The following is a 15,124-nucleotide window of genomic DNA, read 5'->3' on the forward strand; positions in this document are numbered from 1 at the left end:
TGTTGATAGTTTTATAGCAGTCTTCAAGGAAAAGATTGCTGCTATATGAGACTACGACTGCCATTGTTTACCCCCCTCTTTGCGGAGCCAACTCCCCCGTTTTCTCCTGTACATCAACTGCTCCTTTGCCAGAAGGCATTAGTCAAGTTTAAATTTTCAAAGATGAAATCAACCAAAACGATTCGCTTGGGGCTATTGCTGCTATGGGGATTTTATGTATCCCTGTTAAGCTCCCCTGCTTTTGCACAGCCGGCAAAAGTGTCGGGTGTCGTCACGAAACAAAACGCTGTTCCCGTTCCGGGGGCAACGGTCTCGGTAAAAAACACCAGCCGCTCCACCAGTGCCGATGAGGCCGGAAGGTTTACCATCGAAGCGGCTGCCAATGACATCCTGGTGATTACCGCTGTTGGCTTTGCCCCGAAAGAGGCAAAAGTGGGTGCCGGCACATTGAGCATCCAGTTGCTGGAAGTCAACAACCCCATGGAAAATGTAGTAGTGATCGGGTACGGTCAGCAGCGGAAAAAACTGGTGACCGGCGCCAATGTGCAGGTGAAAGGAGAAGACCTGCAGAAACAGAATACCACCAATGCCTTGCAGGCCCTGCAGGGACAAGCGACGGGTGTACAGATCACGTCCTCGTCCGGGCAGCCGGGGGATGGATTTAACGTGATCATCCGGGGCAAGGGCACCATTGGTAATTTCGGGCCGCTGTTCGTGGTGGACGGGGTACAGGGTGTTAATCCCAATTCCATCAATCCCGCCGACATTGAATCGATTGACGTGCTGAAAGATGCCGCCTCCGCGGCTATCTATGGCTCACAGGCAGCCAACGGGGTGATCCTGGTGACCACGAGAACCGGCAGGCAAAACCAGAAAGCACAGGTCACGCTGGATGCCTATTATGGCGTGCAGAACGTGCCGCGGAAAGCGCAACTGCTTGATGCGAAGGAATACGCCATTATCATGAACGAGCAGGCCATGAACTCGGGCAAGCCGCGCTATTTCACCAATGAAGAAATCAACAACCTGCCGGTAAATACCAACTGGCTCGACCAGATGTTCAAGGAAAACGTACCTACCCAGAACTATGTACTGGGCGTAACTGGTGGTAACGGCGGGTCGGCTTATTCCACTTCCTTCGGGTATACCAGCCAGGGCGGTATTGTCGGCGGCCCGGACATCTCCAATTATGAGCGCTACACCGTCAAGATCAATTCTGAACACAAATTATATAAGGACATTATCAAGCTGGGTGAGCACCTCTCCTTCAATAACGTGAACAGTCATGGCATCCAGACAGGAGGCCAGTACAGCAATACCTTACGGTCGGCTTTTTCTACCACGCCCTTCCTGCCCATGTATGATGCGGAGGGCAACTTCCTGGCCTCCGATGATACCAGTTACCACTGGAATCCCGGCCAGGTGGGCAGTCCGCAGTGGGACAACAGCACTTCCAACCCCTATGCGTCGATGTATTACAACTCCAACAGCCGGAACAGCAGCCAGGGACTTTTTGGCGATGCTTACTTGCAGGTAGAACCGATCAAGGGACTGACCTTCCGGACGAGCCTGGGCGTGAATTACTGGAGCAACCAAAGCCGTGGCTTTACACCGGTGTATCATTTGTCCATCTTCGACATGAACGATACCTCTACCGTGTACCAGTCTATGGGCAGCGGCAGGACCCTCCAGTTTGACAATACGCTGAGCTATGATTTCCGGGTGGGCAAAGACCATAGTTTCAACGTGATGGCGGGCAGTTCAGCCATCAACACAAAAGGTTCGGGGTTGTCTGGGAACAACTGGGATTTGCGGGTGGCAGACCTGGCCCATGCTTACCTGGATGTTGCCCAGAACAGGGCCCCCGAGTCAGATCATCTCTCCGCCGGTGGCGGACCATTTGAAGATGCCCTGCTCTCCTATTTCGGCAGGTTGCAATACAATTACAAGGAAAAATATTTGTTCAATGCGACGTTCCGGGCGGATGGTTCTTCCAAGTTTGCACCCGACCACCGCTGGGGTTATTTTCCTTCCGTGTCGGCCGGATGGATTGTATCCCGTGAAGAATTTGCACAGGTTTCCGCCATTGATTTTCTTAAGGTCCGCGCCAGCTGGGGCCGTGTGGGCAACCAGAGTGTTCCTGCTTACCAGTACCTCGCGCCGATCAGCTTTAACCAGGCAGGGTATATTTTCGGGAATACCGAAGGCATGAACACCCCCGGCGCTTATCCCAGCCGCCTGGCCAATCCCAATGTAAAATGGGAAACCTCAGAGCAGGCGAATATCGGATTTGATCTTACCCTGATCAAGCGCCTGAACGTTACGTTCGACTACTACGTGAAGAAAACAAAAGACTGGCTCATCACGGCGCCGATCCTGGCCACGGCCGGTGCCGATGCGCCCCTGATCAATGGCGGCGATGTGCAGAATACCGGTGTTGAACTCGCGCTGAATTACCGCAATACCATCGGCAAAAACCTGAACTATTCGGTGGGCGTAAATGGTTCCTATAACAAGAATAAAATCGGGAACATTCCTACCAATGACCACATCATCCATGGCAATACCAATGTGTTGTTTGCCAACTCGCTGGAGTTCTACCGGGCGCAGAATGGTTTCCCGGTGGGTTATTTCTGGGGACTGAAAACTGCGGGTGTTTTCCAGAGCGAAGCTGAGGTGAATGGTTATGTAAACAAAGGAGGAACTGTTATCCAGCCTTCGGCAAAACCCGGGGATGTGCGTTATGTGGACCAGAACGGGGATGGTGTGATCAGCAATGACGACAGGATCATGATCGGTGATCCCAATCCTGACTTCATTTTCGGCTTTAATGTAGCCCTTGATTATAAAGGCTTTGATTTTATGGTACAGGGGTCCGGTGTCACCGGCAACCAGCTGGTGCAGTCGTGGAAAGGTCCCGGTGGACGCGGCAACTATTCTGCAGAGATCCTCGGGCGGTGGACGGGTCCCGGTACTTCCAACAGGATCCCGCGGGTAACCGAAGAAGGAACCAACTTTGCGCAATTTTCTGACCTGTATGTATATGATGGCAGCTTCCTGCGCATCAACACGATTACCCTCGGTTATGATTTTGCCGGGCTGATCAAAAAAAGCTACCTCAGCAGGGTAAGGTTCTATGTATCGGTGCTGAATGCGTTCACCTTCACGAAATACAATGGGATGGATCCTGAGATCGGCCACAACGAAGGCTTTTCCACAGGCGTGGACGTAGGCTACTACCCCAGGCCCAGGACCATGATGGCCGGAGCAAATATTCGTTTTTAACTGAAAACTGACATGGCAATGAAAAATATTAAAATATACTTTCCGGTGCTCGCACTGCTGTGCCTCGCTGCCTGCAGCAAGAGCTTCCTGGACACAGAGGATGTTACCTCCGCTACAGAGCAGAACTTTTATAAAACACCCAACGATGCCTGGAAAGCCCTGGTAGGCGTATATGACGGCATGCAACGGGCAACCTCCTCCGGCATCGGGTTGAACGTGGTGACCAGTGAGATTATGTCAGACAATGCCTTTGGCGCGTCCGGGAATTCTGACGGCTACGGTGTACAGATGGTGGACGAGTTTGACAAGCTGCGTTCCCCTTCAGACCAGGATATGTTCGGCGACAACTGGACCGTGTATTACAAGGCGGTGTACCGGGCCAACATGCTGTTGAAGAATCTTGACCAGGTGGATTGGAAAGGCAATGATGCGCTCCGCAACATGTATGAATCAGAAGCCAGGTTTATCCGGGCCAACCTGTATTTTGACATGGTAAGGTTCTGGGGGAATATTCCCCTGCTGACAGCACCCTCGGTGGACAATGTGCCGCAGGCGAATCCTGATGAGGTGTATCAACTGATTGCCGAAGATTTGAAATTTGCGGCGGCCAATCTTCCCGCTACCAGTTACGGTGCCATGGCCCCTGCTGATTTCGGACGCGTGACGAAGTGGGCAGCGGAGGCAATGCTGGCCCGTGTATACCTGTATTATACGGGTTATTATGCCAAACCCGATTTGGCAGGTGTTGTTACGAAGGAGGAAGCGTTGGCCGGGCTCGAAGAGGTGATCAGCAACGGCGGATTTGGTCTCGTTGAAAACTTCGCCGACCTGTGGCCGGCAGCATCCCTGAACAATTATGTGGGTGAGCGGAACAAGGAAACCGTATTCAGTGTTCGGTATACCTATACCAGCGACTGGAATGGCAATGTGGATGGCAATCACTGGATGGTGATGATGGGCATCCGGGTACAGGCCATTTATCCTTATGGATTGGGTTGGGGCGCCGGTACTGTAAATGCAAAACTCTGGAATGCCTACCCTGCAGGAGACACCCGGAGGGATGCTACGATCATTTCCATTGACGGAGAAAACCTGGATTTCAAGAACAAAAAGGATCAGCGGGAGTATACTGGATATTACGCCAAAAAATATTCACCCATGGCCGATGAGGCAGGTGTAAGCCTGGCGGAGAAAATGGGTGGTGTGAGTTTCATGATCAGCCAGTTCCAGGATTATGTTTCTATCCGTTATTCCGATGTATTGCTGATGGCTGCTGAACTGGGCTCAGGCAATGCGCAGCAGTATTTTGATGACGTGCGCAAGCGGGCGTTGGGTGCCAGCTTCGTTTCGATTCCCGTCAACAATACAAACATTTTAAATGAGCGGAGACTGGAGTTTGCAGGAGAAGGCCTCCGGTATTGGGACCTGCTGCGCCAGGGAATCGATGTAGCCGCGGCTACCATTGCGGAAACGGTTACGCTTCAGAACGGCGAAGTGGATGTAACCAAAACCATCAACGCAGCAAAGATTACCGAAACGAAGGGATTGTCGCAGATCCCCAATACGCAAATCAGTTTGTCCAACGGTGTGCTCAAACAAAATGCGGGATGGTAATCCGTTCATCATCATTCAAAATGAAACCAATGAAAAATAGTCTGAAAATATGGATGGCAATATCAGGGGCAGCTTTCTTGTTTGCTTCCTGCACGCCCGAAAAATACGAACTGGGTAAAGTAACTGCCAAAGAGGAACTCCAGTACACGATTGAGCCTTCATCAGCGAATCCCAATGATATTGTTTTGACCAGCCTCACGCCCGCTGCTGCTCCGTTGTGGGTAACGCCGTACGGACAATCCATACGGTTGCAGGACACCATCAATGTGCCGTTCCCCGGAACATACAAATTTGTGTACGGTGTGGAAAGTGCCGGCGGTTTTACCCAGGCGGATACCACTGAAGTGGTGGTGAACTCAATCGATCAGAATGCGGTGGACAAGCCCCTGTGGATCAACCTGGCCGGCGGGTTTGGCAAATCGAAAACATGGGTACTGGACCTGGATGCCAATGGTGTCAGCAAATATTTCACGTCCCCATTTTACTTTGGCGGTACCGGGTGGGAGTGGGCGCCGAATTTCAAAGATATCGGCTGGGCGGGCGTATCCGCGGGCGATTATGGTACCATGACATTTGATCTGATGGGTGATGCCAATTTTACGGCCGACAATAAAATGTTTCCTGATTTGTCCGGCACCGGAAAATTCATGATCTACACGGCGACCAATGAATTGGCAACGGTCGGTGCCCAGGTGCTGCATGACAAGGCGCAGGGCGGAGCGGTTGCCAACTGGAATGCCAGGATGCTGATCAAGACACTGGATGCCGACCATATGCAACTGATTGCTTTTAAGGATCCCGGCAACTGGCTCATCTACAACTACATCACGCTCGACTATTACAATACGCACTAGAACATCATGATGTTATCTATGAAAATTGCGCCATCCTTAATGGTGGCTGGCATTGCCGTACTGTTGATTATGGGTTGTAAGAAAAAGAGCGATCCGGTTGCACCGGAACTCGCGGCTTCTCCTGCTGAGGTACATTTCGCTGCTGAAGGCGGAACAGCAGAGGTGACAGTGACCGGAAATGTGCAATGGGCGATCAGTAATCCTGCTTCAACCTGGTTACAGGTAAGCCAGCCTTCGGGAAGTGCCGGCAGTGTTCCGGTAAAGGTAACCGCATCAGCCAATGAGACCGGTGCTTCCCGTTCTGCAGTGCTGCAGGTGAATGCTTCCGGTGAACAGCGACGAAACATTACGGTATCGCAGGAATCAACCATTTATCCGACCTATAACGGGTCACCCCAGGCACCTGATTCCACCGGGATGGGCACGGCGGTTCAGGTCGCTTCGAAGTTCAGGTTGGGATGGAATATCGGCAACACCCTGGAAGCCACCGGCGGCGAAACCAGTTGGGGCAATCCCAATATTACGGAGGCGTATGTAAAAGCAGTGAAGCAACTGGGCTTTACCGCCATACGGTTACCCTGTGCTTGGGATATGCATGTGGACAATAAAACCACGGCACACATTGATCCCAACTGGCTGAACAGGGTAAAGGAAGTGGTTGGCTATTGTGTCAGCAACGATATGTATGTGCTGCTGAATATTCACTGGGATGGCGGGTGGCTGGAAAACAATATCAGTAAAGTGAAGCAGGATTCTGTCCGCGCCAAACAAAAGGCATTCTGGGAACAGATCGCCACCGCGATGCGGGATATTGACGAGCACCTGTTATTTGCCAGCGCCAATGAACCCGCTGCCGATAATGCGGAGGAGATGGCAGTACTCACCTCCTATCACCAGGCATTCGTGCAGGCTGTCCGCTCAACAGGCGGAAGAAACAGTCACCGGGTGCTGGTGCTCCAGGGCCCCAGTACTTCAGCAACACTGACCACCGACCTGATGAACACGTTGCCCAAAGATCAAGTGTCCGGACGCCTGATGGTGGAAGTGCATAACTATACACCGTCACAGTTTTGTTTCCTGAATGAAGACGTGAGCTGGGGCAGGATGGTATACTATTGGGGTCAGGGTCATCATTCCACCATTGAGCCCGACCGTAACCCGACCTACGGAGAAGAAGACGCCCATATTGCCGACTTCAATAAGATCAAGGTGAAGTTTGTGGATAAGGGTATCCCGGTGATCATGGGTGAATACGGCGCTTACCGCCGGGATGGTTCCAGCCATATTCCAAAAGAGCTGGACCTGCACCATGCTTCGGTGGACTATTGGATCACTTTTGTAACGAAAGAAGCACTGGCGCGCGGGATAAAGCCCTTTTGGTGGGATACCGGCGGCGCGCTGGACAGGCGAAACAATATTGTAAAAGATCAGCGAACGATTGATGCGCTCCTGGCAGGGGCGCAATAGTAATCCCGTTTAAAATTTATCAAAAAGTATCAGGGTGAAAAAAACAGTTCTGCTGGCGTTGATTGTACTGCTTGCCTTTGTTCGACCACTACATGCCCAGGAGCGCGTTATCAATATTGATTACCGCAAAACAGCAGGGCCGCTGAATACCTTTTTTAAGGAATGTGTAGGCGCCGGCCGGGCCAATGAAGGACTGCGGGCGGATTGGCAGCAGCAACTGGCTTATGTAAGAAAGCAATGTGGTTTTAAGTACATCAGGATGCATGGCCTGCTGACAGATGACATGGCCGTTTACAAGGAAGACAGCAAGGGAAACCCGGTGTACAATTTTATGTATGTGGATGCCTTATTTGATTTTTTGCAAAGCATCGGCATGAAGCCGTTTGTGGAGTTGGGTTTTATGCCGGGAGCCCTGGCAAGTGGCGACCGCACCATTTTCTGGTGGAAAGGGAATGTAACACCGCCTAAAGATTATGAGAAATGGGGTGCACTGGTCAAAAACCTCACCACGCACCTGACAGAACGGTATGGCGCTGATGAAGTAAAGACCTGGTATTTCGAAGTGTGGAACGAGCCCAATCTTAGTCCCGGTTTCTGGACAGCAACCATGGAAGACTATTTCAGGCTGTATCAATACGCTGCAAAGGCAATTAAAAGTGTCCATAAAGATTACCGTGTAGGTGGTCCGGGTACAGCAGGAGCAGCGTGGGAACCTGAAATGATCGAATACTGTTCAAAGAACAAAGTGCCTGTTGACTTTGTCAGCACGCATGCCTACGGGGTGAACCAGGGATACCTGGATGAGTATGGTAATTCAGGAACCGTGCTCGCTAAAGATGCCATGGCCGTCAGCGGTGATGTATTGCAGTCCAGGAAGGAAATTGCGGGTTCCCCAATGCCCAGCCTGGAATTGCATTACACCGAATGGAGTTCATCCTATACGCCGGCTGACCCGGTGCACGACAGTTATCACAGTGCGGCCTACGTGTTGCAAAAACTGAAGCAGGTGGGCAATGCCGCCAACTCCATGTCGTATTGGGTTTTTACGGACATATTTGAAGAACCCGGTCCGCGCTTTGAGCCTTTCCATGGTGGCTTTGGGATGCTGACCATACAGGGCATTCCTAAGCCGGTATTGTATTCCTACCAGTTTTTAAACCGTTTGGGAAATATGGAACTGGTCAACAAGGATGCTGCGTCCTGGGTTTGTAAAGATTCCTCCGGAAACCTGCAAGCACTGGTTTGGGATTATACCTACACCGTTCCCGACGCTACAAATAACCAGCAGTATTTTATCCGCGACCTTCCTTCGCAATCAAAAGGAAAGCTGAAGCTCAGTATTGCGCATGTGCCCGCTGGTAATTATGCGCTTGAAGTGTACCGGGTAGGGTACCGAAGCAATGATGCGTATTCCACTTATCTGAGCATGGGAAAACCTGCCCGACTGTCCCGGCAGCATGTGGAGCAGATCAAAAAACAGAATGATGGAACGCCATTCTTAAAAGAGATCATTACCGTAAAAGACGGCGTTCCTTTTGTGAAAGAACTGGCGATCCGGGAGAACGATGTTTTCTTTTTTAACATAATCCGGCTATAAAACAAATGAAGTATTGCATGTACAGATCAAGGTATATAGTAATGCAGGTGCTTGTCTTAAGTGTGGCATTACTGGTAGGAATGGGCGCCTGCGCGCAGGAAAATTTATCCATTAAACTGGCATCCGACGATAAGCCTTTTTTTGATGATCCCCCTGCCGGTTTCAGGATCAGGCGCGACGATATTGCACACGGTACAATTGCCACCGTTCAGTATGACTCGAAAACGCTTTCCACGCGCCGGGAGATGCTCGTTTACCTGCCACCCGGTTATACAACCAAACGAAAGTACCCGGTAATTTACCTGTTGCATGGCCTCAATTCGGGGGCGGGTCAATGGCCCTACTGGGTGCGTGCTGATTATGTTATCGACAACCTGCTGGCCGATGGTAAGATAGCGCCGGTGATCATGGTGTTTCCCAATTGTAATACCAACATCACCGTGGCGAATCCCAAACCAGATGAACAGGAGGAGCGCAAAGGCGGATTTAAAGGGTATGCCGAGTCTTTCCAGAACGATTTGCTTAACGATATCATCCCTTACATCGAGTCGCACTATCCGGTATACACCGATCGCAGGCATCGGGCACTCGCGGGTTTGTCGATGGGTGGTGGGCAGTCCCTGAATATCGGCCTTTCGAACATCAATATGTTTGCGTATGTAGGCGGATTTTCGTCCGCCCCGAATACCCATGAATTCGGGGGGCTGTCCGATACGAAACTGGTAGCTGATCCCGCAGCAGCCAGGGAGCAGCTCAAACTGCTGTGGCTGGGTTGTGGTAGCAAGGATGGGTTGATCCGGGTCAGCCAGCGGGTGCACCAGTACCTGAAGGAACAGGCGGTGCCGCATGTTTGGCATGTAGATGACAATGGCCATGACGATACCGAGTGGGCCAGTAACCTGTACCTGTTTGCACAGCATATTTTCCAATAACCCGGCGAAAACGAAATAAAAAAATGAAATCGACTATCATAACAGCAGGATGCCTCCTGTTTTGCCAGGCACTCCTGGCGCAGGGCAACTATCCGTCACCAGTAACCGAAAATAAGGAAGCGGTTGAGAAAGGAAAATTCAAACCGGAATGGAAATCGTTGCAGGAATATAAAGCGCCGGAATGGTTTTCGAATGCCAAGTTTGGTATATGGGCCCACTGGGGGCCGCAGTGTCAGCCGGAACAGGGCGACTGGTATGGCCGGTTGATGTATGACCAGGGAAGTGCACAATACAAGTGGCATTCGGCGCATTATGGCCATCCGTCGAAGGCCGGCTTTAAAGAAGTGATCAACGACTGGAAGGCGCAACACTGGGATCCGGAGAAACTGGTAGCCCTTTACAAGCGGGCCGGCGCCCAGTATTTCTTTGCCATGGCCAATCACCACGACAATCTTGATTTGTGGGACAGTAAGTACCAGGAATGGAATTCCGTTCGTGTCGGTCCCGGGAAAGATATTCTTAAAGGCTGGGCTGACGCTGCCAGAAAATACGGGCTTCCCTTTGGATTAAGTGTGCATGCGGCGCATGCCTGGACCTGGTTTGAAACAGCGCAGCGGTCGGACACCAGCGGACCGCTGGCCGGTGTGCCTTACGATGGAAAACTTACAAAAGCTGATGGTAAGGGGACATGGTGGGATGGGCTTGATCCTCAGGATTTGTACGCTCAAAACCATGCACCCAGTAAAGGACACGAAAACATTACGAGTTTGTGGAGCCAGTGGGCCTGGGACAATGGCGCGTCGATCCCTTCGCAACAATACTGCGAAAAGTTTTACAATCGAACCATGGACCTGATCAATCAATACAATCCCGACCTGCTGTATTTTGATGATACCGGGCTTCCGCTTTACCCGGTGAGTGATGCCGGTTTAAAGATTGCGGCGCATTACTACAATCATAACATGGCAACGCATAACGGGAAACTGGAAGCGGTGTTGTTTGGCAAGGTACTTACCAGTGAACAAAAGAAGTGCCTGGTTTGGGATGTGGAGCGCGGGGCACCGGACGAGATACAGGCTTTACCCTGGCAAACCTGTTCCTGCATCGGGGAGTGGCACTACGACAGAGCTGTGTATGACCAGGACCGTTACAAATCTGCGGCGACGGTGATCCGTATGCTGGTGGACATTGTCAGTAAAAACGGCAACCTGTTGCTGAACATCCCGGTTCGCGGCGATGGCTCGATAGATGAAAAAGAGGTAAAAATACTGGAGGACATCACCGCCTGGATGGATGTCAACAAAGAAAGCATTTTTGATACACATCCCTGGAGGGTTTATGGAGAGGGGCCGGTCGCAGCTGCTGTCAATCCCCTGAGTGGACCCGGATTTAATGAGGGAAAGGTGAAGTTTTCTGAAAAGGATATTCGTTTTAATCAGAAAGGCAATATACTCTATGCAACCGTGCTTGGTATTCCATCCGGGGATATACAGATCAAATCGCTGGGTAAAAACAGCGGCGGGTTAAAAATCAGGCGCATAGCCATGCTTGGAAACAAGGAAGCGCTTTCCTGGAAGCAGGAAGCCGATGCCCTGGTCATAAAAAAGCCAAAAAGAATTTCCAATAATATCGCGGTGGTGTTTAAGATAGAATGAAAGTAAGTGATTGGTAACTGTTACCTGTGATCCAAAGCAGTACAAATACCCGCCATAGCCCCCAACTACACACTCTGTTTCGGCAAAGCCTCGCGTGAGGAAGACCTTTAACGGGCACTAAAGTCTTCATCTCAAATTATTTGCTATGAAACAGAAATTCCTGCTCGTGGTTGCGGTAGTCCTTTTTGCTTGCTTAAGTTGCAGTAAGCATTATGTCCCGGCTCCGGATCAAAAATACCCGGCTGATCTGGCCAACGCCTGGATGCAACTGCACATCCGGTTAACCCGATCTACCACCGGCTACAATTCTTTGGTAAGCAACCGTTCGTTTGGTTACGCGGGCATTACCCTGTATGAATCCCTGGCGCCCGGCATTCCCGGCTCCCGGTCGCTGCTGCCCCAAATTGGCGGAACCGCCGTGACGACTGATAAAAACCGTAACGCGTATTATTGGCCGGCAAGCGCAAATGCCGCGATGGCCGCCATCAGCAGGAGTTTTTTTGAATCTACTTCAGACGCCAATAAGGCCAGCATTGACTCGCTGGAAAATGCCTATTCAGTACAATTTCAATCAGAAGCCGATGTTGATGAAATTCAGAACGCCATAGAATACGGCCGCCAGGTGGCAACATCCATTTTCGAATGGTCTAAAACTGATGGCGGGCACCAGGCCTATCTGCATATTACTGACCCCAACATCACGCAGCTCGGGGATGGAACAGGGCACGACGGCATATGGATCTCCACCACACTGCCACCCGCCGCCCCGGCGTTACCGGTTCATCCGCACTGGGGCGATAACCGCAGCTTTATCGCCAACATTGCTGTATCTACCCAGCCGGGTCCTCCCCTGGCCTATAGCGAAGACCCCAAATCACCCTTCTACGAAATGGTCAACGAATTGTACACCATTTCTTTGTCGCTGTCCCACGAAGATTCCACCATTGCCAGGTTTTGGGGCGACCAGCCGGGTAACCTCAATGTGCCGGCACACGCCACCAATATCCTTACCCAACTCATCGTTAACAAGCACCTGGACCTGGAGTTAGCTGCAGCAGCGTACGCCTTGCATGGTATTGCGTTATACGATGCCAGTATTGCTGCTTTCAAAACAAAATATACCTACAAACTGCTTCGGCCCGCCACCTATATCCGCAATGTCATGATGCACCCCGACTGGAACACCGTCATCCCGACACCATCGCATCCTGAATACAGCGCGGCACATGCGGTGGTGTCTGCTGCCAGCGCAGCAATACTGGAAAAGATCTTTGGCGCGCATTGTTCGTTCACCGACCATACCTACGAAGCCACGTATGGCGCCCGTTCCTTTAACAGTGTTGCCGACTATGCCAGAGAAGCCGGGCGGTCCAGGTTACTGGCAGGCATACACTATTCGCCTTCCATTGCAGCGGGGTTGGTACAGGGGAGACTGGTAGGCTACCAGGTGGTGCAGTTGCGCATCCGGTAATCATTGGGTAGAATGCAGTAACTTTCCTGACAGCGTCTGCCTTTTTCAATACCTAAAGCGCCGACCATGAAGCTGACATGGGTGATAGTATTGGTAGTCATTCCCGGGCTTTCCCATTCCCAAAGGCATACCATCGACAGCCTGGTTACTATTCTGCCTTCCTTAAAAGACAGCGCCAGGGTGGAATGCTTAAACAAACTGGCACTGGAATATTACAAAAACGCCTTACCCGAAACCTACATCAATGTGCAAACCGACAGTGCGCGGGTGTATGCTTCGCAGGCTTACTCGGAAGCTAAAAAAATCGGGTACACCAGGGGCATCGCTAATGCCCTGCAAAACCTGGGGGAAATCGCGCGGGACAGGAATGACTTTATCACATCAGAAAAATATTATCGCCAGTCCATTCCCCTGTTTGAAACCATACATGCGGAAGACAGGTATAGCCTGGCAAACCTGCGACTGGGCTGGAGCTTGTTCCGGCAAGGCAAATATGCTGAAGCAAGAGCGGCTTATGAAAAGGCAATGCGGTATTACCTTGTAACCAAGGACGGGGAAAAGCAATCCATGTTATTACGGATGATCTCCTCCACTTACAGCGCAGCCGGATATTATGACAAGGCGTTTGAAAATACAGCAAAAGCCATCAGGATAACCTACCAGATCAGTGATGAGCGGGGCATTATTTCTTCCCCCGAGAATATGGGTAACTTATATAGCGCTGCCGGGGAAAAGGAAACCGCGTTACAGTACTTCAGGACAGCGGCACAAAATGCAAAGCCGATCAATCCCGTACGGTACAATTACCTGCTGGGCGTCATTGCCAGGTCACAGGATAAACTGGATTCGGCCATCTATTATTATGAGAAATCCTATCAATGTGTAGCCAGGATGACCACCGATACCATGATGCGGAAAAGGAGCCGGTACTTTGTCAATGGGCTTACCGGCGGCGTGTATTTGCAACAACATAAATACGATGCAGCCATTGAACAGTTTAAAGCCCCTTTACCATTTTTTGAAAAGGGAAATGACAAGGGCAACATCATGTGGATGCTGGGATCGCTGGCAAAATGTTACCTGGCTAAAAAGGCGTTTGCTACCTCTTTCCAATATGCAAAACAGCTGCTTGCAACAGCCCGGGAAACAGGCGCAAGGCCTGCAATCAGGGATGCCTACCAACTGTACTGGCAAAACTATGACGGGTTGGGGAAAACAGACAGCGCGTACAAATACAACTTAAAATATTCCGCACTAAAAGATTCTATTCTGAGTGATGAGTACCGGCGGAATATGGCTTTGGCAGAAATGAAATCGCTGGATGAACAGCAGAAGGCAAAGATCAGTTTATTGCAGAAAGACCATCAGCTCGATCAACAAAAATTGTCATTACAACAGCAGAAACTGAAAAGTGAATCGCTCCTGCGGTATATCCTGATGGCCATGGCGGGCGCTTTTATGTTGATAGGCTTTTTTATTTTTCGTTACATCAACCTTAAACGCAAAAATGAGCAGCAGCAGCTTAAACATGAACTGGAATTGCAGCAACTGGAGAGCAGAAAAGCAAAACTTGAATTTCAGCAACAGGCTACTGAACTGGAAATGCAGGCCCTCCGGGCACAGATGAACCCGCATTTTATTTTTAATTGCCTCAGCTCGATCAACCGGTATATACTCATCAATAAAACTGCGGAAGCCTCTGATTATCTTACTAAATTTTCCCGCCTGATCCGGATGGCCCTGCAAAACGCGGAGAAACCATTTATTGCACTGGAAACAGACCTGGAAGCACTGCGGCTTTACCTGGACCTGGAACGATTACGGTTTAAAAATGCCTTTAACTACAGCATTACATTTGTCAATGCGATTGACGCCAACACGGTGTATATTCCGCCGATGCTGATACAGCCTTTTGCAGAAAACGCTATCTGGCATGGACTCATGCACAAAAAGGACATCGGCAGCCTGGACATACAGCTTTGTGCAGAAAACAAGACCCTGACCTGTATGATAACAGACAATGGCATCGGGAGAGAAATGGCGTCCGGCTTCAAGAGCCGCTCCGCGGAGAAAAACAAGTCCATGGGTGTGGGGATTACTACCGGGCGGCTGGCGTTATTGAATAAAGCGGCCCATAAACCGGCTGTTTTTGATATTGAAGACCTGGTAGACAATATGGGCAATGCCTGCGGCACTAAAGTAATTTTGTCTCTGCCGTTTAAGGAATTGACTGAGGTGGTTTTATAACC

General features: G+C 50.6%; 9 protein-coding genes. All 9 read left to right on the top strand.

Translation table 11 applies throughout. The features are described from left to right. Window positions 1-162: 162 nt before the first annotated feature. The 9 genes from FPE01S_RS06975 to FPE01S_RS24685 all read left to right on the top strand — a co-directional run bounded on the left by FPE01S_RS06975 (window position 163) and on the right by FPE01S_RS24685 (window position 15,122). Window positions 163-3,285, top strand: a complete 3,123-nt coding sequence (locus FPE01S_RS06975; RefSeq protein ID WP_046368058.1) for a SusC/RagA family TonB-linked outer membrane protein — start codon at window positions 163-165, stop codon at window positions 3,283-3,285. Between the two features lie 18 nt (window positions 3,286-3,303). After that, window positions 3,304-4,899: a RagB/SusD family nutrient uptake outer membrane protein gene (locus FPE01S_RS06980; RefSeq protein ID WP_046368739.1), complete on the top strand. Its 1,596-nt coding sequence runs from the start codon at window positions 3,304-3,306 to the stop codon at window positions 4,897-4,899. Between the two features lie 29 nt (window positions 4,900-4,928). Further along, window positions 4,929-5,753 carry a hypothetical protein gene (locus FPE01S_RS06985; RefSeq protein WP_157473920.1) on the top strand — a complete coding sequence of 275 codons (825 nt, stop codon included), beginning with the start codon at window positions 4,929-4,931 and terminating at the stop codon, window positions 5,751-5,753. 6 nt (window positions 5,754-5,759) lie between these two features. Beyond that, entirely contained in the window at window positions 5,760-7,220 is a 1,461-nt protein-coding gene (locus tag FPE01S_RS06990) for a cellulase family glycosylhydrolase (protein WP_083990156.1), read from the top strand. A gap of 34 nt (window positions 7,221-7,254) precedes the next feature. Further along, window positions 7,255-8,817 (top strand): GH39 family glycosyl hydrolase, encoded by a 1,563-nt coding sequence (locus tag FPE01S_RS06995; protein WP_046368060.1) that lies wholly within the window; start codon window positions 7,255-7,257, stop codon window positions 8,815-8,817. A gap of 17 nt (window positions 8,818-8,834) precedes the next feature. After that, window positions 8,835-9,749 carry an alpha/beta hydrolase gene (locus tag FPE01S_RS07000; protein WP_217998175.1) on the top strand — a complete coding sequence of 305 codons (915 nt, stop codon included), beginning with the start codon at window positions 8,835-8,837 and terminating at the stop codon, window positions 9,747-9,749. A gap of 23 nt (window positions 9,750-9,772) precedes the next feature. After that, window positions 9,773-11,404 (top strand): alpha-L-fucosidase, encoded by a 1,632-nt coding sequence (locus FPE01S_RS07005; RefSeq protein WP_046368061.1) that lies wholly within the window; start codon window positions 9,773-9,775, stop codon window positions 11,402-11,404. A gap of 145 nt (window positions 11,405-11,549) precedes the next feature. After that, window positions 11,550-12,875, top strand: coding sequence for a phosphatase PAP2 family protein (locus FPE01S_RS07010; RefSeq protein ID WP_046368062.1), 1,326 nt, complete (start codon window positions 11,550-11,552; stop codon window positions 12,873-12,875). Window positions 12,876-12,941: 66 nt separating this feature from the next. Continuing rightward, window positions 12,942-15,122 carry a histidine kinase gene (locus FPE01S_RS24685; protein ID WP_052955564.1) on the top strand — a complete coding sequence of 727 codons (2,181 nt, stop codon included), beginning with the start codon at window positions 12,942-12,944 and terminating at the stop codon, window positions 15,120-15,122. Window positions 15,123-15,124 lie beyond the last annotated feature (2 nt).

Source organism: Flavihumibacter petaseus NBRC 106054 (genome assembly GCF_000974785.1).
Lineage (GTDB): Bacteria > Bacteroidota > Bacteroidia > Chitinophagales > Chitinophagaceae > Flavihumibacter > Flavihumibacter petaseus.

Coding starts and splice junctions, on each gene's coding strand:
- FPE01S_RS06975 (WP_046368058.1), top strand. CDS start 163: ATGAAATCAACCAAAACGATTCGCTTGGGGCTATTGCTGCTATGGGGA.
- FPE01S_RS06980 (WP_046368739.1), top strand. CDS start 3,304: ATGAAAAATATTAAAATATACTTTCCGGTGCTCGCACTGCTGTGCCTC.
- FPE01S_RS06985 (WP_157473920.1), top strand. CDS start 4,929: ATGAAAAATAGTCTGAAAATATGGATGGCAATATCAGGGGCAGCTTTC.
- FPE01S_RS06990 (WP_083990156.1), top strand. CDS start 5,760: ATGATGTTATCTATGAAAATTGCGCCATCCTTAATGGTGGCTGGCATT.
- FPE01S_RS07000 (WP_217998175.1), top strand. CDS start 8,835: ATGTACAGATCAAGGTATATAGTAATGCAGGTGCTTGTCTTAAGTGTG.
- FPE01S_RS07005 (WP_046368061.1), top strand. CDS start 9,773: ATGAAATCGACTATCATAACAGCAGGATGCCTCCTGTTTTGCCAGGCA.
- FPE01S_RS07010 (WP_046368062.1), top strand. CDS start 11,550: ATGAAACAGAAATTCCTGCTCGTGGTTGCGGTAGTCCTTTTTGCTTGC.
- FPE01S_RS24685 (WP_052955564.1), top strand. CDS start 12,942: ATGAAGCTGACATGGGTGATAGTATTGGTAGTCATTCCCGGGCTTTCC.